Below are 20,271 nucleotides of genomic sequence, written 5' to 3' on the forward strand. Positions count from 1 at the left end.
GATGCGGGCAGGAAAACTGATCGCAGGTCATTAAATAATCAATCGTAAAGCAGATGATCAGATACCTGAATTATGCCCTTATAGTTTTTATAATAGCGTTTCTTCATTCCTGTTCTGTACTGAAGCCGGATGGGGTCACTGTCAGGCTGGGCGCGGAGAAAGATCAGCTCGTAAATCCGGTTAAAAATGAAGCGATTAACGCATTAAAGGCGATCGTAATGCAACAGGCGGAATGGGCTATGCGGCAAAAGCCGGTTACTGTGACTTCAGATAGTTCTGCGCGCAGCGCCGGCGATAAGCATGACTTCTTTTCGGAGGGTGATTACTGGTGGCCTGATCCTGCAAACCCCTCCGGGCCTTATATCCAGAAGGACGGTATGACCAATCCGGATAATTTTGTGGCCCATCGATTGGCGATGATCAGGTTCAGCAAGATTATAGGGGCCCTGGCATCGGCATATAAAATTACTGGCGACAAAAAATATGCGGTGCAGGCGATGGTGCATTTAAAGGCCTGGTTTATTGAGCCACAAACACTGATGAACCCCAACCTGCAATATGCACAAGCCATAAAGGGCAGATTTACCGGACGGGGTATTGGTATCATCGATACCATTCAGCTGATGGAGGTTGCCCAGGGTGTGATTGTAATGGAAAAGGTCATGACTGCAGAGACAGTCAGCGGAACAAAGAAATGGTTTACAGATTATCTCGGCTGGCTGATGAGCCATCCTTATGGGAGAGCTGAAATGGAAGCACTCAATAACCACGGTACTTGTTTTGTGATGCAGGTAGCTTCTTTTGCGAAGCTCACACAGGATAGAAAGCTGCTGGATTTTTGCAGGGAAAGGTATAAAAACGTCCTGCTGCCCAATCAAATGGCGACTGATGGCAGTTTTCCTAAGGAACTGGCGCGGACTAAACCTTATGGTTATTCGATTTTTAACCTGGATGCGATGGCAGCGATCTGTCAAATTTTGTCCTCAGGCCCGGGATCTGGCCTGGAAAACCTGTGGTCTTTTCGGACTGCGGATGGAAGGTCTATAAAAAGAGGCATAGAATATTTGCATCCATTTATCGCTGATAAAAACAAGTGGCCTTCAAAACCTGATGTGATGTACTGGAAGGAATGGCCGGTGGCACAGCCTTTTTTGTTGTTTGGTGCACAGGCCTATAGCGATAAGGGCTGGCTGGGCACCTGGATGAAATTGGAACATAACCCTCAAGTAGAAGAAGTAATACGTAATTTACCTATAAGAAATCCTTTGATATGGCTCGATTGATGATCAAGAAGAAACATCTTCCCGTCTTGTTAATACTTGTGGCCCTGCATGCACCTTGTTATGCCCAGAAGCCCAATGTTAAAAAGGCATTTCAGCAGGCTGAGATACAGACGCTGCAACTGCTGAAGGAAACAGAACTGGCAAAAGCTGAAGCAGATAAATCTGCGGCAGGTAATGATCTGGTATCTCCAAGAACACTGGAAAATGGTAAGCTCAAACTCGTAGCCTCTAAAGACTGGACGAGTGGTTTCTTTCCGGGTGTACTCTGGTTTTTGTATGAGTACTATGGCAATACAGACTGGAGGGACCAGGCCAGGAAATATTCGGCATTAATCGAAAAGGAAAAGACCAATGCCGGTACACATGACATGGGCTTTAAAATCTACTGCAGTATCGGTGCCGGCTACAGACTTACTAAAGACCCGCATTACAAAGATGTGATTATTGAATCCGCAAAGACTCTCAGCAAACGGTTTAGTCCTAAAACGGGAGTGATCCGCTCCTGGGACCATAACCAGGACAAGTGGAAAAATCCGGTGATCATCGACAATATGATGAACCTCGAACTGCTGTTTGAAGCTACACAGCTGACCGGTGATTCTTCTTTTTATAAGATTGCGGTGAGCCACGCGAATACCACCATGAAAAATCACTTCAGGGCAGATTATAGTTCTTATCATGTCATTGACTATGACCCGGAAACAGGTGCTGTACTAAAAAGAAATACGCATCAGGGATATAGCCATGAATCAGCATGGGCCCGCGGACAGGCCTGGGCACTGTATGGTTATGCCATGTGCTATCGCTTTACGAAAGACCCGGCTTATTTGAAACAAGCCGAAAATGTAGCGGGTTTTATTTTGAACCATTCGGGGATGCCGAAAGACCTCGTGCCCTATTGGGATTTTAATGCACCAGGTATCCCTAATGAACCTCGTGACGCCTCGGCAGCTGCAGTTATGGCCTCAGGCTTGTATGAGCTGAGTGGCTATAGCAAAAATAGCAAGCTGTACAGAAAGAAAGCTGATGCGATGCTGAACAGTCTTGGTATGAAATACATTTCCAAAGACGGTGATAACAAAGGATTTATACTCGGGCACAGCACGGGATCAAAACCTATGAACAGTGAGATTGATGTGCCTATTTCTTATGCAGATTATTATTATCTGGAAGCCCTGCTCAGGTGCAAACGGCTGATTGCACCTGAGCAGGGCTAAAGATGATCTTTATAGAACTTATACGCTAGTGCTTGCCCTTGTTGCCTTTGCCACCGCCTTTGCCATTGCCGCCACCATGACTTTTAGCACCCGAATTTCCGGAAGCTTTAAAGTTACCTTTATTGCCACCACCAGAATGACCTTTCACTACACGGTACTTAGGGCTTTTACTATATTTAATGGCCCGTTGCGAATGGTTGGATCTGTATTTAGCATACTTCACCTTATGGGTGTTAAAATACCTGTATGGCTGCGGTGAATTGATGACTACTTTATATCCACGATACAAGTCATAGCCCCGGTATCTCGGCGGTACTCCTGCGGAAAATATCCAGTTCCCATTGCTCAGGTAGATAAACTGACGCTCCGGAACATAGTAATAACTTTCAATCTCCGGGAGATAATAATAATCTACATAATCGTAACCGACAGGACCCCATAACGGCTGCGATCCGATATTTACATTAATGCTCACCTGCGCTACAGCTTTATTGGTACTGAAACCGGCTATGGCAAACAAAAATAGAAACATTAACTTTTTCATGATATTTGTGTTTATTGCGTGTTAAAAAATGGCCGCGATTATTGAAGTGTAATCACACCCAGACTGGTATTCTGGCCAGCCGTTACTGAAACATCAGTTACAGCAGTTCCGGTGTAACCTTCAACAGGAACAATTTCGACTTTGTATTTTCCTGTAGCCAAGCCGCCGACAGTAAATTTACCAGTGATCAGGTCGGTCATTGTACCCACGGTATCAGTACCTGAGATGACCAAAACCTCAGGATGTGCAGCAATCGGGAGAACTGTGCCCGAGATCAGACCAGAAGTAGCTGCGGTTATGCCTCTCACTACCGGTTTTAAGATATACTTGCCGTTTCCTGTAACCACGATTGATTTGGCCGCATCAAAATCAAGTAATAATGAATACGTAGCGCCTGCTACCAATTCAGGGTTTTCAGTCAACTTTACTTTAAAGCCGGAACTTTGACCACTTGGGGTTTTAAGTTCCTGTTGCTCACCGTCAACCACAATGGAGTTGCCTGAATCATGAAGGACAAGCCTGATCTCAGTGATCTCGCCTGAAGGCATATCACCAGATGCAACAATGATGTCAGGGTTACTGGTGCCAATCCTGAAGTTGAGAATGTTAAATATTCCGTTGTCAACATCAAAAGTATACGGCTCGCCACCAGATAGTAGTACAACAGACTTAACGTTCAGGTTGATCGCATCAAAATCTCCAGGTGCGTCAGTCATTCTGATCTCTACCTTGGTTGTGCCAGAGGCGCCCGGGCTGTCTTTTTTGCATGCTGCGAATATCAATACGGATGTCAGCAATATGGCTGATAGTACCGAATAAAGAGTTTTGTTTTTCATAGTATTAGTTTTTGTTTGTAATATAATTATTGGTCAAAGCTCCAGATCCAACATGAAATGAACATGAAATTTCCGATTTATTATTTTTTATGAAATTTCATCTTAATTTCATCTTCAGTGTCTCCATTTGTGAAGGATTTGGTGGCGCAGATGAAAACAATAAATGTTTTAGGGGAGGATGATTGTTTGCCTCGAAAGAGGCAAACTTTCTTTATATTTACATTCAGAATGGTTATTTCGCATACAGCTATTATATACAGAGGTTTATCGCTCAGCCTGTTATTGGTCTGTATCACGGTATTTTCAGCTTATGCAGCCCCGGCGGGCTGGATATCTCCTGCAAGTCTTCAGGATAGTAGCCGGAGGAGCGGTTTCCAGGATAACAAACAGGACAAAGAAAGAAAAACAAGGGATCCTGAGACCAAGCGGCCTGGTGCACAACGGGTTGATCCCGGCAAGCGAGATCCGCAAAAGCCGGAGATCAAAGCAGTGCCCAAAGCCAGAAAACAATTGAAGCCGGCAGCTGTTAAGCCTAAAGTAAAACCAGTTAAGATTATTCGTCCTAAAATCAAAAAGCACTAACCAATATGAGATCAGCAGTCATCTGCCTATTGATATGCCTGCAGACTTGCCGTCTTATGGCCCAAACAGATGAGGTAGATGATAAAAAAACAAAAAAAACCACATTGACCCTTGCGGCCATATATAGTAACAATGTCAGCTATTACGGGCAATCCACTGCGGAGAAACTTCCTTATGTACTTGCAAATGCCACCGCAAGGCTTTCTATGGGCCTGTACTTTTCAGCTGGCGCATATAAGTTGCTGAAGATCGGCGGCGGTATTTCAGAAACGGATCTTGGAATTGGATATGAGCACAACTTTACAGATAAGTTCAATGCAGATGTCAGTTATACACGCTCTATTTTTCCAAGTAATTCGCCGCTGCTCCAGGCCGCCAATACAAACAATATCAACCTCACTTTGAGCTATACCTGGCCATGGTTCAAGAGTTCGCTTTCGGCAGATCATGCCTTTGGAGAGGAAAATGATTTTTTTCTCGGTATCACGAACGCGAAGGACATTAGTCTGGGTACTATATTTTATGATCAGGACCAGCTATCCATAGAGCCGGCGATCGAGATCATAAGCGGGACGCAGCATTTTTACACCACCTATCAGGAGGAGAAAATAAAGCGCAACAACGGGAAAGGAAAAGGAGCGAATAACGGCAATGGCAACCCGGAGGGAAGCAGAGAAATTATTACGATTCCCAAAACCAGTTTCAACTTGCTGACTTACAACTTCAGATTGCCGCTGGCTTACAGCCGCTCCAGTTATTTAGCCGAAGTGGCCTACCAGTTTTCAGTGCTTAGCGACGAAGCGATCACAGAAGCCAAAAAACAGCAATCATTTATCAGTCTCAGTTTTTATTACCAATTTTAGCTTGTAACTATTGAAAACCTGCTAACTCCATAAGATGAAAGTCCTGATCATAGAAGACGAAAAAACACTGGCATATGAAATGGAGACTTTTCTCAAAAAGGCCTTTTATCTTTGCGACCTGGCGCATACCGCGGCTAAAGCTGCGGAATGTATTGAGATGAACCAGTATGATTTCATATTGCTGGACCTGGGCCTGCCGGACGGTGATGGTCTTAGCCTGTTGCCAAAAGCTAAAAAGCACAATCCCGAGGCAGCCTACATCATCCTTACCGCACGGGGAAACCTGGAAGACAAGATAGCGGGACTGGATCTTGGCGCCGACGATTATCTCGCCAAGCCGTTTTCCTTACTCGAGCTCCAGTCCCGCATGCAGGCCATTGCCCGCCGGAAGTTCAATGTCAATGCGGAGACGGTCCCGCTGGGCGATTTTAGCGTCAACCTGCAGACACGGTTCATTTATTTTCAAGTGCAGCAGATCGAATTGTCCCGTAAAGAATTTGACCTGCTGAGTTATCTGCTGCTCCATAAAAACAGGGTGCTGACCCGCATGCAACTCAGTGAGCACATCTGGGGTACCTTTGCGGACGATGACTATGACTCCAATTATATCGATGCCCACATCAAGAACATCAGGAAAAAATTAAATACATACGCACCAACAGACTGGCTCGAAACTGTGAGGGGTGTTGGTTATAGAATAAGAAAGTAACGTGAAACTATCTGTAAAGCTGATCTACTTTATTACAGGCTCTAAAATTGCCGTTGTGCTGATTTTTATCCTGTCAGTACCTTTTTTGGTCGAGAGGATAGCCTCGGAATATACCAATTATTCACTCCGGGACCAGCAAAAGAAAGTGATGAATAACGTTCGGAGGCATGGTGTAGGATTTTACCTGCAGGGTGATAAAAGCTATGGAAGCTATACCATGCTAAAAGAGGAGTACATCGCGCTGGAACCCGCCGGCCCGGGCGTGGATATGGATACCATTCAGACAGAGGAACGTATTGTAGAGCAGGACACGCTCAATTACCGTGTGCTCAGCTACACTTTCAGGGCGGGACCAAACAGATATCTCCTGGAGATAGGAAAGACCACAGGTAGCATTAATCAATACAACAAGCCTCTCCAGCGTATTGCCTTGTACGTACTGATGGGCCTGATTGCTGTCACGATCATTATTGACCTCATTTTTACCAGGATATTGATCAGCCCCCTCAAGGAAATCATTCAAACTAAACTCATCAAGAGAAAATTTCCTTTCAAAGAGCCTGCTGTCCCAGTCAAAACAAGTACCGGAGATTTTAAGTACCTCGACCAGTCGCTGATTGACCTTATGGATCAGATCAATGTCGATTTTGAAAAGGAAAGAGAGTTTACCGCCAATGCCTCGCATGAACTTATGACGCCCATCAGTATACTGCAGACTAAAATGGAAAACCTGCTGGCAGAAGAGAACATTAGCGAAGCCACTACGATGAGCATTATCGGGATGATGAAAACACTGGGCCGGCTGAAGAAAATATCGTCCTCGCTTTTATTTATCAGCAGGATAGAAAATGCGCAGTTCGCGAGGACGGATCAGATAAAACCTGCGAAACTGATAGCAGATGTACTGGAAGAGATCAGTCACCGGATGGAAGAGAAGGGGCTGAAACTGCATGTCAGTCTTTCAGATGATGTCACCCTTAACAATGTGAACCAGGACCTGCTGTTCCAGTTTTTCTACAACCTGATTAACAATGCGATAAAATACAACGTGGAGAAGGGGAGCATCAGCATCAGTGACCATCGGGGACGTTCCGGTTATTCTATTGTCATCAGTGACTCGGGGATCGGCATCGCAAAAGAAGAGCTTGATTTTATTTTTGACCGGTTCCGGAAAGCCAATCTGGGTGAAAATGTGGGTTACGGACTGGGACTTTCTATAGTAAAGAGCATTGCGGTTTACAATGGGATTGATGTTAAAGTGGCTTCAGTTGTCGGCGAGGGAAGTAAGTTTACGATTACGTTCGGCGATTTTGATGCTAAAATAACCAGAGGAAAACCATAAAGCCAGCAATGTTCCATAGCTTCCCCCACGTTCTATCCACTCAAATATTTCCCACTGCGGATAAAAAAGCTCAGTTCCAATTTTCCAGATCAGGAACAGCATAATTAAGGGGCGTAGTGGATGGATCAGAATAGAGATGGCCGCCATAAGTTCAAACAGACCTGCCGCATGTGCCACGGTATGAACATCATTGAAACCCAGTGATTCATATTGTGCAAGCAGGCCTTTCTTTTCCGTTAAGTTGAGCCATCCATGACCTGCGAGCAACAGGAACGCTGTCAGTTGCAAAGCAAACTTCAGTTTTTTTAAACTTTCAGGTGGAATGGAGCCCGGAGGCTGTATTTTTTTAAACCATGCCCGAAAACCCTTTTCCGGTGGATATAGGATTAAAACTGCAAGAGGAGCGCCGAAATTGCCAGCCCTCTCCAGCAATTCCGCAAAAGGCTCACCGGAAAGCGGACGCATAGATGCTGTTGCCAGGCCCCATATGACCAGCCATAAAAAGACAGCCCGGACAGGATAAAATAAAAGGCTCAGCCCCATCAGTATATCTGCCGATCCAATAACAGGCATCAATGTATAGGCTGTATCCTGACCGATGCCTATCACTGCCAGATAATTACACCAGACTGCTTTGGTGATAATTCCGAAAGCCCCATGGCCGATAAGGCACATTGCAGAAGCTATGCGTAGCGTATGATATATTTTTTGCTCCGTTTTCACGATGGTATACTGAGTAAGAAATTCTTGATCTGTTGCTGTAAATATGGTATAATTTTTTGAAAGTGGGCGCGTAAAGGATATCAAAACAGGACCTCACGGCGCCGTTTATGTGTTGCTGAACAAGCCGGATATGCTGATCCGCATCACGCCAAAGAAATACGATGTTTTTTAATGTTTTAGGATGTTTTGTTAAAATGCGTTAAATTGATAAAGTATTTGAATAAATTAGCTGAAAAAAGTGTTTCAAAATTATGCTCAGAATATTTAACGCAACCATAAAGATTACTGCATTTCTTTTTTTCATCTCTCCACTCATAGGTATAGCTCAAAGTAACACTGCATTGACCCTAAATTCAAGTGCCGCCGCATTTAATGCTGAGGGTAAATATGATGATGCCTTGGCCAATATCAATGAAGCCATCCAACAGAACCCCGGTCTCGCATATTTGTACATTACCAGGGCCCGTACCTACAATCTAAAGAAAGACAGAATCCGTGCAATCGCGGATTTTACAGAGGCACTCAGGCTGGAGCCTCAGAACCTCACCGCATTAACAGGCAGGGGTTACGCTTATTTTAACGAAAAGCTCTACGATAAATCCATTGGAGATAACGACAAGGCACTGCAGCTCGATCCCAAAAATCTGATGGCCCTGTCCAACCGGGCAGCATCCTACAACAACTCTGGTGATAAAATAAAGGCCCTCGAAGATTTAAATACACTGGTAATGCTCGATGCCAAAAACCCTGTTCAGTGGGCCAAAAGAGGGGCTGTTTATGTAAATATCGGGGAATATCAAAAGGCTATTAGTGATTTAAGTACTGCACTTGAACTAAACCCAAAAGACATCAGTTCACTCAACAACAGGGGCTGGGCATTTGCCAGGACGGGCCAGTACAAACGCTCTGTAACCGACTATAAAATATTAATCAGTATTCAGCCACAAGAATCAAGAGCATACATTAGCATGATGCCATCTCTGATCAGGATGGGTCAGTTTAGTGAAGCAAGGGCAGTTTATAAAGATTACCAGGCAAAAGGATTGAGCTCCTATATCACCAATGACGACTGGAAATTTTTTATCCACTACCTCAGAGCAGCTACCGAACACATTCCCGCCGGGCAATACCAGGAAGCCCTCAGAAGTCTGGACCAGTCCCTGAAGGAGTACGGCTCAGAAATTAAGACCGCAAACAAATCAGGGTATGCAGATGTACTTGCACTAAAAGGTTACCTTTTGGAAAAACTGAACCGTGATGGTGAGGCACTTGATGCTTATAATCAGGCGACAGTAATTAATCCCGATCAGCCGGATGTCAGCGAAGCTGTTAAACGCCTGGTTCAGAAACAGGGAATTGCAAAGCAGAAGGACAATACCCAGCCTATAATTGAGCTGATCAGTCCACGGAGTGCCCGGGGTTTGCAAATTGTAAAGAATGAATCCAAAATTGAGATCGTTGGCAGGGCAAAGGACGAATCAGGAATAAAAAGCATTGCCGTAAATGGGCTGCAGGTAGATAAAGTGGAAGAAGATGGCCTTTTTTTGACCACCATAGTGCTGAAGGAGGGGCAGAACAGCATCACTGTCATCGCTACGGATAAGAATGACAATGCCGGGACTAAGACTTTTCAGCTCAATGCAATTTTACCATCAGTTGCCAAGACAAAGGAGGAGCCTGCGATCATTCCCGTGGATGTTAATAAACCGCCGGTCTTTCACGCCATACTGATTGCATCAAACGAATACCAGGATCCCGCTATAGATGATTTACAAAACCCAAGCCGGGACGCAGAATCACTAAAACAGATCCTGCAGAACAACTATACATTTAACGCCAATAATATCCAGACCGTATACAACAAGACGCGTGAGGAAATCATGCAGGCAATTATTCAGAAATCAAATTCCCTGGGTGAAAATGATAACCTGCTAATTTTTTATGCAGGGCACGGTATCGCTGAAAAAGACAAATTTGGCGATGTCGATGGATACTGGGTCCCAGTATCCGCTAAGAAGGGGATGAACTCCACCTATATTTCCTCAGATGACATCAACAAAGCTTTAAAGCGGAGCAATTCCAAACATATTCTTGTCATCGCTGACGCCTGTTTCAGTGGGGCATTTACCAGATCCATCAGCAACGATGCACCCAAAGAAATACAAGTTCAGTATACTTATCCCAGCCGTAAAATTATGGCCAGCGGCAATATGGAGCCAGTCCCTGACAACAGTAAGTTCATCTATTACCTCAATAAAAACCTGAAAGAGAACAGGGTAAAATACCTGACTGCTAAAGATCTCTTTAATAGTTTTTATAAGGCGATTATCAATAATACAGAGACATTTCCCCAATATGCAGCTATAAAAGGTGTAGGCGATGAAGGTGGTGAATTTGTATTTATTATGCGATAACCGCCTATAGATGGCTCTTAATTATTCACATCGTCATTGCTGATACTGCGTTTACTCTTTTTAATAGATTCTTTCAATTTTCCAAAACGGTAGCTGAGGCTGGCGCCCGCAGTACGGAAATTTTGCTGGCTGTTATTTTCCTGATTAAAATTCGGACCGAAAGATTTTGTCACATTCATCCTGTACCGGTTGAAAGGATTATTGGTGAAAGCAGAAAAACTGAGCTTATCCTTGATGATGTCCTTGCTCACATTGAATGCCGTACTTGCGAAAGCATTGGATTGCTGCTGTACCGTCAGATCGCCGCCGTTCAGGTAAAAGCTTGCGCTCAGGCGCCAGTCTTTAGGCAGACGCAGACCAGAGGTCATATTGAAATAGTACATAAAGCCCTGATTTTTTATCGGTTTGCCATTGCTGATTCCGTCCGCCCAGCCATGCATTAAATTTCCGTTCAGGCTCAGGTTCCAGGCCTGGCTGAGTGGGTAGTTGAAATTGATATTGCCACCCAATGCTTTAGCACCTCCGGTATTCTCAAAACGGGTACGGGTGATATTTGTGGTTTCATCATAATTAGACACCTGGAAGATCAGTCCCCTGATCCAGTTGTACCTTAGGTTTACATTCAGGTTACCCTTTTTATTCCAGTTGAAACCAAACTGCAGCGAATTGCCCTTTGTAGGGCGCAGGTCCGGATTGCCAGTAGTTTCAAAAACAGGATTTGAGCGGTCCACAAAAGGATTTAGCTGATTAATCCCAGGCCGCTGGATGCGCTGGCTCCAGCCAAAATTGATTCCTGTAGTCTTAAACCGGCGACTAATTGCAACCGAAGGAACTATGCTGAAATAGTCCTGCTTTACCTTCGATACAGTGGTCACAAAATCAGCATCAACAACTGTGTTTTCAAAACGTACCCCAGCCTTGACAGACCAGTTCTTTAAATTGTACTGATAAGAGTTGTAGGCAGCAAGGATGTTTTGGGTATTGTTAAAAGTATTGGTTTTAGAAGGATCAATGATGTAGCCCTGATTCACATCGTAGGAAAAATACTTAAAGTCACTTTCATTAGTCCGGAAAATGCCCTTTACACCTGCTTCAATAGTGAGCTTCTTTACAGGATATACAAAATCCAGCTGTGCAGTATGTTCGCTCATGACACTTTCATTGACCTGCCTGAAGTCCGGAAGACTGTAGTTGGTGCGGTTTGTGAAAAGCTGCGCGGTATTCTGATCATTTATAAAACCGTAATAGCGGTAGGAAGCTGTCAACAACTGGTTCTTGTCTCTGCGAAATCCCAATTGGTAGTTCAAAGCAGCATCAGCACCTTTTCCTGAATTGTCTTCATTGGTCAAAAGATTATACTGCTGCAGGACCGTAGATGTGTTTTTCAGCACAGAGTTCTGAAAAAATTCCCCGCTTCCATTATTGCCGTTCAGGTTAAATTGTCCGGAGATCAAATTCAGCGAATCAACCTCATAGCTCAGTTCAGTACCCAGGTAAGCATTTTTATTATCGCTTTCGCGTTCAGCGCTCTGGAAGAGCTCCGAAGGCGTGACCTCAGTACTGACACGGGATATGGTGATCCCTGTGGATGGCGTATTTGCCAGGGCGCCGCCACCAAATGCAGACAGACCGAATTTGCCCGATTTATTAGTAAAAGATCCACCTATAGAGGGGCCGCCCAATGGGGAGCGCTCGCTCAGGTTGATGTTGCCATTATAACCGTTATCTACTGCTTTATTTGTAATAATATTGATGATTCCTGCTAAGCCTTCAGCATCGTATTTGGACGATGGCGTAGTAATCACCTCAATCTTTTGGATCGTAGAAGCCGGCATGCTTTTCAGTACCTCTTTCGGATTACGCTCCATCATACTTGACGGTTTTCCATTAATAAAAATCCGGTATGCTGAATTGCCGCTCAATTTGATATTGTTGTCGGCATCGACACTCAGCAATGGAACCTTACGCATCATTTCCAGCACACTGTTGGATTTACTGTCCGGATCTGCCTGCAGGTCGTAAATAAGACGGTCGGCTTCCTGTTTGATGCTCTGACGCGCCGCAGTAACCGATACAGACTTTAGGTGCGTATTTGAAGCACTAATGGCGATCTTACCGAGATCACGAAGTTGCGTTTCCTTATCCAGAGAGATTTCCATGGATCTCATCACATAGCCGACTGATGCAAATGTTATAGTGAATTTTCCTGCCGGTAATTTATCCATCAGGAAACCACCATCTTTTTTGCTGTGCTGTGTTTTTATTGTCTTTTGGTCTGCATTTTTCAACGACACAGTGACAAATTCTACCGGCATCTGTGACGCAGAGTCAACCAGATAGCCTTTAACACTGTATGTTCCTGAGGCGATCTGTGCAGCCGCAGTAAAAAAACCAATAAGGAATGCGACTAATGTGAGTATAATTTTTTGTTTCATGAGAATACTATTTGGCAGTTTGACGCCTCCATATAGTAATATGTTACACAAGGATGTAAATTAAACCCTGTACTATGCATTGCACATTACTAAAGGTAGATTATCTTGTTTTAGAAGAAATTGATGCGGCTGGCGTCAGAGAAGCAATCGTGCGTATGACTATTTTCCATCAGAACTGCGAATGTCTTTCGCATGGTCAAAAGTTGCCAGACAACTGTCCAGCGGCTGGCCCTGATTATAAATACAGTCGCAGAAAATTTCGCATGCCTCAGGATTTTTACTCCCGGCGCATTGGCTGACACATTCGACAGCAGAGTTACCCGGCCGGAGTTCATATAAATAAAAGTTGATGATTATGACAAATGCCACAGTAGCAAACGATCCGCTAAAGAACCAGAACCGCAGTTTGCGGACTGTTGACTTTGAAACATCGGCAGGGGCATGTGCGAGCGGTCTCCAGGATAAGACCGGCTTAAGACGGTCGTAATTCCAGCACAATAAAAATAAGTTTGCCAACATCATAAACGTCACAATGCGGGTGCCCTCAAACCGCGTAGCATAAGTAAGCACCCCTATATTCAAGATAATAGGAAAATACATTAAAGCACCGAGTACAGAAGTTTTCGGGATGATTAACAATATAGCCGTTACGATCTGAGCAACACCAATAAAAGTATAATAATATCCTGTAAGATGTAACGCATCAAAATAATGGCCCAGGGGATTATTGGGCGATAGGGCAGTGAACCGTTCGCCCATAATTTTTACATACCCGGAAGGGATAAAGCCAGCTGCTAAAGCATAGCGGCAAAAAATAGCAAACCACTTAAACCACTTATCAGCCCTTGCTACACTATATAATTCTTCAAATCTGTTCATAGCCGGATGAGTTTGTTTTATTGATTATAAAAGTGCTTTGATTTACAAAGTTACTAATATAACCGAAAAATGAAAGGTTTAAGATGAGAAGACCAATGGAGATAAAGAAATGTCGCAATTACCCCCTTAACTTGTCACTATCGCATATTTGCAGCTATGTGCCATTGCTGTATCTTTGAATAAATAAATCAGAAAAAACTTATGGCAACACAAATTTTTGTGAACCTACCGATTGAAGATCTCAACAGATCTGTAGCGTTTTTTACCAAACTTGGTTATACTTTTAATCCGAAATTTACCGACGAGAAAGCAACCTGCATGATCATCAGCGATACCATTTACGTGATGCTGCTGACAAAACCTTTTTTTCAGACTTTTACTAAAAAAGAGATTGTAGATGCCCACAAAGCAGTAGAGTGCTCTATTTGCTTATCTGCCGATAGCAAAGAAGCCGTTAACGAAATTGTAGAAAAAGCACAAGCGGCAGGCGCGACAGTACCTAATCCGGCCAGTGACTACGGTTTTATGTACCAACACAGCTTTGAGGACCTTGATGGCCATCATTGGGAGTTTGCATGGATGGATCCCAATGGCATGCCTGAGCACCAGGGGTAACAAAAATGCCTATCCTGGCAAAGAACGACATCAATAACATTCTTCAAATTCGTGTATAATTTGCATCGCCCGCTAACGATTCCTCACCCTCAGGAGAAATGTTATACATGACGATTTGTAAGGCATTATCTGTTGGATACGGAATCTCAATTCGCCAACCCCAATCGGGATTATCCGGCACTTCATACGAGCCTGTTAAGGCAATATTGCCTTGTTCACTGATTGTCCCGTAACAATTCATGATTTTCCCGCTCATGCCCCAGGAATCAACCCACGAGGCGGTAATTCCGGCCTGTTTGCTGATGTTACCAATTAGTATTAAGCCATCCTGGCTAACCCCTTCATGTTGCCAATCATAGCTCAGTACAAGGAATTTGTCATCTGCAATGGATTTAACAGTCATGTTCGAAACGGAGATAAAATCCGGATCTGGCAACCAGCTCAATATCAAACGATATGTGCCTTCCCATTGTCCAATAAATTTGCTGCTTAAATCCATGATTTCCATACTTAGTTTTTATATATTTTATAATCCTCCTCAGTTGAGACTCTTTCTGAATTTTTTGTTCCATTTTTCCTGAGCCCTGTCATTGCTGCTATGATTGGTTTCCTAAAGCGATTTCAGTTTATGCTGACAAAAACCTCAGATAGTAGATCCTGCTTCCATGCGGTCTTTATACAACCGGGCTCGATTCTTTCTTCAATATATAAAAATACATGTCAGTGCGGCTCATAAAACCCATCCACTGATACAGCTGTATTGCCCGGACATTGTCGGAGCGGACATGTAAGTAGGGTGTATTCCCGTTTTTGCGAATGATCCTGACCTGGTCTTCGAGCAGTTTTCTGCCATGCCCTTTACCTGAATGACCCGGATGTGTACACACTGCACTGATTTCGGTAAAGCCATCAGACTGCAGCCTGTGGCCGGCCATGGCAACCAGTTTACCTTGTTCAAATATTCCACGATAATTCCCGAATTCAATTGTTCTTTTCAGAAATGGGCCGGGCTGAGCAAGCTGAGTCAAGGCGAGCATTTCCTGTATATGATCTTCAGTGAGTGATTGGAGATCATCGTGGTTTTCTGCTTTCGGGGTGTCGGCCCGGAAAACCATTTGATTGCCTGGGACTTTAACCGATATTGTCCAGGGTGAAGGGTCTAATTCTGGTTCGGGTGAGAACAGGACGATTACTCTTTCAGGGTCTGCCAAATCAAATAAGATCTGGAAACTTTCAGGGGTGTTTTCGCGAAGACCGGCAAATGGGGCGACCTCGGGATGAAAGAGTTTCACGCCGTCAGTACCCTCGCCCAGTTCAGCGTGTCGGGAAAGCAGCGAAAACCAGATCGGGTTGTCTAAAATAGTCTCTATCATATTCTGCACAAAGGTATTGAGAAAGTTGAAGGTTTGGAAATGCTGACCAAGATTTTACCTTAGCCCTTCCAGGGAATTTCCATTCAGGGCGCAAACAAGCGAAAATTACCACCTTGCAACCGTTGTGCAAGAATGGAGAAGGAATTGCACAATACCTTTTTCTAGGACGGATTAGTGATTGTTTTTCAATCACTGGAATGACCAGCAAAGGCCTGGCGCATAGCTGGGCTAAACTAAGCAAGGGCACGCCTACTGGCCTGGAAAAATTAGTTACCAAGCTGGATGTCCTGTTTCCGCATGTAATGACTTGGGCAACATCGATTATAGAAGTGCTGGGAGGTCTGTTTATTGTCATTGGCCTCTCGGTAGCTATCACTGCCATCCAGCTGATATGCGTTATGCTGGCTGCGATGGTCGCCATACTCATTCATTATGGCTTCAACTCAGTAAAAACGATAGGCCTTTCTCCAGAAGGACCCTTGTTTGGACCTCCGGGATACGAGATCAATTTGCTGTATATCGCAGGCCTTATCTCATTAATGTGCACAGGGTGCGGGTGTCTGTTCAGTAGAAAAGGCCTTTAAAGGCCAAAAGTAATGATACAAACTCTTGCTTGCTATTTGATTTTCTATGCAACAAGCGTTAAAGGGGTTGATGATTACCTAAGACTTGCAGGGAAACCGCCAGAAAGGCGAGGTCTTTTACAACAAAAAAGTCTGTCACGGGTATGCCGTCCATCTGTTTCCAGATAACCGGCGTGGTAGCAAGAAAACTAAGTGTGGTTAAAAAGATGACGGCTGAAAGATAGCCACCTATCCGGCCAGCCTTGTCATTCCAGAATGAGACGATAAGTAATGCGGCTGTAATGAGTTCAAATATTCCGATGAAGTTTGATACGCCCTGATCTGAGGCAAGGCTATACAGCCAGTTCATCAGAAAGCTATTAGAAGCATAGCCTTTGATTGCCGCCGCTTCTGAAGGCGTGAATTTTAACAGGCCGATCCATACCAGCACAACTATTGTCGCTATAACCCCGAGCTTATAGCCAATGCTTTTTAAATTTTTCATGTTTAATGTGATTTTTAAATTTTCCAAGTAAAGGTTTTACGTTGTTGTCGGAAAAGTTTCAGAATCCTTACATATCTGTTCAAAATGCTCAGTAGGGTAAACTCAATTGCAATTAATTTTTTATCATCCTCATGAACCCGGTCAATAAGGAGGTTGCTTCGTCGCGCCTTCTCGTAACGACGGGCCGGTGAGGGGGCCAACAATGTTCAGTGTGGACTTCGTTTGTGAGTGCTGATCATAAAATGGCGAGTAAGACTGTGTTTGTTGCTGCCACTGTGGTTCAGTTTTTCTCTCTCACAACAAATGATAAACGCAGGTCATCTGTTGTAAGGAACTTCGTTAATCCAGCGGAAGTCTCTTTTGGTCAGTTCAAATTCTTTCCTGGCCAGAGATATGATTACCGGTTTGCCCACGAGTTCTCCTTTAAGCTCAAGCGTGTCGCGGTGCAGCCTTCGAAAAGAGAGGGTATACCTGACGTCAGGTTCTTCATTGAAAGACAGTTTCAGGATTTTAGCGGACATCTCGATTTGTGCTTTGCAATAAATGGTTTCATTGTCTCCATATTTGATAAAAGCTCTATCGTACCGATCTATACCCATTGCAAGCCATCTGCTGCTTACATACAGGCTGTCCGCAGCGGGTGCACCCTTTGTCCATTTTAAGGAAGAAATCCTGTAGATGCCATATAAGCTTTCTTTTGCTTCTTTTTGTTGATTGAGGGAGGCGGTCAGGGTGTTGAATGCGGGTATGCCGGCGCAAAGGGCAATGGCGATGTATTTAACGGCTTCTTTTGTAATTCTCACCCATTTTGCTTTGAATACGGGCGGGTCCATCAAGTCAAGTCCAGTGGTTTTACCTTTAAAGAAGAACTGGAAGAGCCGTGAAAAGTTGGACGACAGGATGATAAGACACATCACTACGAGTGAAGTAGAGAGCAGTTTGACCGGTACATCATAGAAGTAGTTGATGGCCATGATATTCACGCAGGTCATCAGGCATAGTAATGCCCCGATGGTGGCTGTCTTCCTGAAGAACAGGAGTATGCCCATCATTTCAGCAAAAAACATAAACGTTTTATATCCTTCGGAGAAACCCAGGAAACGCCAGGCTAAACCCATCGGCGATGAGTCGCCGTAAGTAGTGGACATGCCTGTGGCCGAGGGGCCGGGAAATTGTCCATTGTTGAGCTTTGCAAGGCCGTAATGTACCAGCATAAAGCCAACATAGAAGCGCAGCGATACTGTGAGCCAATAATAAAGCTGGTCATGGCTTTTTCTTTTCAGGTCAATGACCGACCAGATCAATGTCCCGGTAAGCGCAAGTACAAAAACGACGAATAACAGTATGTAGTGATAAGTGGTGTCCCCGCTCCCGTTGAACTGGGGATTGACCGGATCGGAAAGGTGTAATAGGTGCTGCCCGGTCCACAGGACAAGTTTTTGCAGAAGTGGATCTGTGTATTTGATGAGGATATGTAAAAAGATAAAGGAACCGTTGTTAAAGCACAGAATGAAAATGGTGCAAAGCAGGAAGGTAAACCTGGTGGCGATCAGTTTGAGCGTTTGGATCATGCGGGTGATGTTTGGTTTGAACAATTATAATTCTTTATTGGATAAATGAGGTAATCTGACCCACGATTTTTAGAAAACATATTGTAATGATTTAGTTGATTTTAATCAGAAAGTATTAATTTGGTCCCGCTAAAACACTAATTATTCCTATTTTGGAAACTCTTAACCAAATTATAAATGAAACAATCATTGAAATCAATTTTTGCTGCTGCTTCGATACTTGCTGTAGCTGCGTGTAATACACCTACCAAGACAAATACGGATGATGCGGCTGCTGCGGACAGCACTGCTGTTGTTCAGCTGGACAGTACTAAATTTCAGAAGGAGATAGATGGTAAGAAGACCAATCTGTATGTTTTGAAGAATAAAAACGGTATGCAGGCTGCATTTACCAATTATGGTGGTCGCTTGGTGAGCCTTTTGGTGCCGGACAGTGCCGGTAAGCCAGTTGATGTGGTGGTTGGTTTTGACAGTGTGGATGGTTTTGTAAATTCTACTGAGCCTTATTTTGGTGCTACGATCGGCCGTTATGGCAACAGGATTGCGAAAGGTAAATTTACGCTGGATGGGAAGCAGTATACTTTAGCGACCAATAATGGCCAGAATACTTTGCATGGTGGTAAAAAAGGTTTTCAGTATGTAGTTTGGGATGCGGCCCAGCCTGATCCACAGACTTTGGTGCTGACTTATCTTTCTAAAGACGGTGAAGAGGGTTATCCCGGAAATCTGAATGTGAAGGTGACCTATAGCCTGACTGATGACAATGAACTAAAGATGGATTATGAGGCGACTACTGATAAAAAGACGCTTTGTAACCTGACCAATCATGCGTTTTTTAATCTGAACGGTGAGGGTAGTGGTCCGATCCTGGGCCATCTTTTGCAGATCTATGCGGATCAGTACACTCCGGTTGATACGACTTTGATTCCTCTGGGCAAACATGCAGATGTGAAGGGTACGCCGTTTGATTTTACAACTCCTGAGACAATTGGTAAAAGGATTGAAGAGGACAATGATCAGCTGAAAGCGGGTAAGGGGTATGACCATAACTATGTGCTGAATGGCACTGAGGGCTTGGGCATGACACATGCGGCTACTGTAAAAGGTGATAAGTCTGGTATCGTAATGGATATTTATACTCAGGAGCCTGGTCTGCAGTTTTACTCTGGTAATTTTATGCAGAGCAAAAATGTGTTTAAAGGTGGTGCTAAGGATGATTTCAGAACCGCGCTTGCTTTAGAGACGCAGCATTTCCCTGATTCGCCGAACCAGCCGGGTTTTCCTTCAACTGTGTTGGAGCCGGGAAAAACATATAAGACTTCTTCGGTCTATAGGTTTAGCGCGAAGTAACAGTTCAGGAAATATAGTCTGTTTAACAAGATGGTCGTTTATTTATTAAGCGACCATTTTTGTTTGTGCTAAAAACGCCATTCGGCGTGGTTATTTTCTTTCCAGGGTTGTTTAGATTCATTTTTCTGCTGCTCTGTCCAGGCAAGAGTGCCTGCTGAAGGCACTTCGATACTGGAGGTGTTTTTACGTTTATTTTTCAGGCCCTGCAAATGATCGGCATGGTTCCTGGTTGTTTCCCATAGGTCTTCTACAGAATGATCGGTAAGCAGGACGTCTTTATTGTCACGGCCGCTTTTGGGCGCAAGTAATATACCCAGTGCTGCGCCTATGGCCAACCCTGCAACGAGAGCAGCTGCTGTTAAAGGCGTATTATTTGAGATTTTCATAGCTGATGCTTTAATGTTCCTGGTTAAGTGTTCAAGTATTTTAACAACCTCATTCAGATCGTATTGTTTGTGCAAATTTTA

Annotated in this window: 20 protein-coding genes; 10 read left to right on the forward strand and 10 right to left on the reverse strand. The window is 44.0% G+C overall.

The genetic code is table 11. The annotated features are described in order from the left end of the window. Positions 1-53: 53 nt before the first annotated feature. Positions 54-1,283, forward strand: coding sequence for an alginate lyase family protein (locus tag QEP08_RS10380; protein ID WP_285057666.1), 1,230 nt, complete (start codon positions 54-56; stop codon positions 1,281-1,283). Further along, positions 1,283-2,500, forward strand: a complete 1,218-nt coding sequence (locus QEP08_RS10385) for a glycoside hydrolase family 88 protein (protein WP_285057668.1) — start codon at positions 1,283-1,285, stop codon at positions 2,498-2,500. Before QEP08_RS10380 ends, QEP08_RS10385 begins: the two co-directional genes overlap by 1 nt. A 25-nt stretch (positions 2,501-2,525) precedes the next feature. Here the strand turns inward: QEP08_RS10385 and QEP08_RS10390 are convergent, their stop codons facing one another. Beyond that, on the reverse strand, positions 2,526-3,044 hold the full coding sequence (locus QEP08_RS10390; protein ID WP_285057670.1) for a hypothetical protein: 519 nt from the start codon (positions 3,042-3,044) through the stop codon (positions 2,526-2,528). A 38-nt stretch (positions 3,045-3,082) separates the two neighbouring features. Beyond that, a complete protein-coding gene (locus QEP08_RS10395; RefSeq protein ID WP_285057672.1) occupies positions 3,083-3,880 on the reverse strand; it encodes a DUF4382 domain-containing protein in 798 nt (265 codons plus the stop codon). A 228-nt stretch (positions 3,881-4,108) separates the two neighbouring features. Here QEP08_RS10395 and QEP08_RS10400 point away from each other — a divergent pair, with 228 nt between their 5' ends. The 4 genes from QEP08_RS10400 to QEP08_RS10415 are packed head-to-tail and all read left to right on the forward strand — an operon-like array spanning position 4,109 to position 7,376. Further along, positions 4,109-4,462 carry a hypothetical protein gene (locus QEP08_RS10400; RefSeq protein WP_285057674.1) on the forward strand — a complete coding sequence of 118 codons (354 nt, stop codon included), beginning with the start codon at positions 4,109-4,111 and terminating at the stop codon, positions 4,460-4,462. Between the two features lie 56 nt (positions 4,463-4,518). Continuing rightward, positions 4,519-5,325 carry a hypothetical protein gene (locus QEP08_RS10405; protein ID WP_285057676.1) on the forward strand — a complete coding sequence of 269 codons (807 nt, stop codon included), beginning with the start codon at positions 4,519-4,521 and terminating at the stop codon, positions 5,323-5,325. A gap of 34 nt (positions 5,326-5,359) precedes the next feature. After that, positions 5,360-6,034 carry a response regulator transcription factor gene (locus tag QEP08_RS10410; RefSeq protein WP_285057678.1) on the forward strand — a complete coding sequence of 225 codons (675 nt, stop codon included), beginning with the start codon at positions 5,360-5,362 and terminating at the stop codon, positions 6,032-6,034. A 1-nt stretch (position 6,035) separates the two neighbouring features. Then, positions 6,036-7,376: a sensor histidine kinase gene (locus QEP08_RS10415; protein ID WP_285057680.1), complete on the forward strand. Its 1,341-nt coding sequence runs from the start codon at positions 6,036-6,038 to the stop codon at positions 7,374-7,376. On the opposite strand, the gene QEP08_RS10420 is transcribed toward QEP08_RS10415, so the two are convergent. After that, on the reverse strand, positions 7,299-8,099 hold the full coding sequence (locus tag QEP08_RS10420; RefSeq protein WP_285057682.1) for a hypothetical protein: 801 nt from the start codon (positions 8,097-8,099) through the stop codon (positions 7,299-7,301). The two genes, QEP08_RS10415 and QEP08_RS10420, sit on opposite strands and share 78 nt — an antisense overlap. Positions 8,100-8,350: 251 nt before the next feature. Here QEP08_RS10420 and QEP08_RS10425 point away from each other — a divergent pair, with 251 nt between their 5' ends. Further along, positions 8,351-10,513: a tetratricopeptide repeat protein gene (locus QEP08_RS10425; RefSeq protein WP_285057684.1), complete on the forward strand. Its 2,163-nt coding sequence runs from the start codon at positions 8,351-8,353 to the stop codon at positions 10,511-10,513. Between the two features lie 17 nt (positions 10,514-10,530). On the opposite strand, the gene QEP08_RS10430 is transcribed toward QEP08_RS10425, so the two are convergent. After that, positions 10,531-12,948 (reverse strand): outer membrane beta-barrel protein, encoded by a 2,418-nt coding sequence (locus QEP08_RS10430; protein WP_285057686.1) that lies wholly within the window; start codon positions 12,946-12,948, stop codon positions 10,531-10,533. Positions 12,949-13,107: 159 nt separating this feature from the next. Then, positions 13,108-13,827 carry a hypothetical protein gene (locus QEP08_RS10435; RefSeq protein ID WP_285057688.1) on the reverse strand — a complete coding sequence of 240 codons (720 nt, stop codon included), beginning with the start codon at positions 13,825-13,827 and terminating at the stop codon, positions 13,108-13,110. 201 nt (positions 13,828-14,028) lie between these two features. Here QEP08_RS10435 and QEP08_RS10440 point away from each other — a divergent pair, with 201 nt between their 5' ends. Continuing rightward, complete coding sequence (locus QEP08_RS10440; protein WP_285057690.1) at positions 14,029-14,442, forward strand: VOC family protein; 414 nt, start codon at positions 14,029-14,031, stop codon at positions 14,440-14,442. 43 nt (positions 14,443-14,485) lie between these two features. On the opposite strand, the gene QEP08_RS10445 is transcribed toward QEP08_RS10440, so the two are convergent. Then, positions 14,486-14,950, reverse strand: coding sequence for a DUF1579 family protein (locus QEP08_RS10445; RefSeq protein WP_285057692.1), 465 nt, complete (start codon positions 14,948-14,950; stop codon positions 14,486-14,488). Positions 14,951-15,116: 166 nt separating this feature from the next. Then, positions 15,117-15,815: a GNAT family N-acetyltransferase gene (locus tag QEP08_RS10450; protein ID WP_285057694.1), complete on the reverse strand. Its 699-nt coding sequence runs from the start codon at positions 15,813-15,815 to the stop codon at positions 15,117-15,119. A gap of 197 nt (positions 15,816-16,012) precedes the next feature. Between QEP08_RS10450 and QEP08_RS10455 the strand changes: the two genes are divergently transcribed. Beyond that, positions 16,013-16,399: a DoxX family protein gene (locus QEP08_RS10455; protein ID WP_285057696.1), complete on the forward strand. Its 387-nt coding sequence runs from the start codon at positions 16,013-16,015 to the stop codon at positions 16,397-16,399. 58 nt (positions 16,400-16,457) lie between these two features. Here the strand turns inward: QEP08_RS10455 and QEP08_RS10460 are convergent, their stop codons facing one another. Together QEP08_RS10460 and QEP08_RS10465 are read right to left on the reverse strand one after the other, a co-directional pair. Then, positions 16,458-16,883, reverse strand: a complete 426-nt coding sequence (locus tag QEP08_RS10460; protein WP_285057698.1) for a DUF417 family protein — start codon at positions 16,881-16,883, stop codon at positions 16,458-16,460. Between the two features lie 317 nt (positions 16,884-17,200). Then, a complete protein-coding gene (locus QEP08_RS10465; protein ID WP_285057700.1) occupies positions 17,201-18,454 on the reverse strand; it encodes a hypothetical protein in 1,254 nt (417 codons plus the stop codon). Positions 18,455-18,631: 177 nt separating this feature from the next. On the opposite strand from QEP08_RS10465, the gene QEP08_RS10470 reads away from it, so the two are divergent. After that, positions 18,632-19,804 (forward strand): aldose epimerase family protein, encoded by a 1,173-nt coding sequence (locus QEP08_RS10470; protein ID WP_285057701.1) that lies wholly within the window; start codon positions 18,632-18,634, stop codon positions 19,802-19,804. Between the two features lie 68 nt (positions 19,805-19,872). Here the strand turns inward: QEP08_RS10470 and QEP08_RS10475 are convergent, their stop codons facing one another. Next, on the reverse strand, positions 19,873-20,190 hold the full coding sequence (locus tag QEP08_RS10475; protein ID WP_285057703.1) for a YtxH domain-containing protein: 318 nt from the start codon (positions 20,188-20,190) through the stop codon (positions 19,873-19,875). Between the last annotated feature and the right edge of the window lie 81 nt (positions 20,191-20,271).

Source organism: Pedobacter ginsengisoli (assembly GCF_030244015.1).
Lineage (GTDB): Bacteria > Bacteroidota > Bacteroidia > Sphingobacteriales > Sphingobacteriaceae > Pedobacter > Pedobacter ginsengisoli.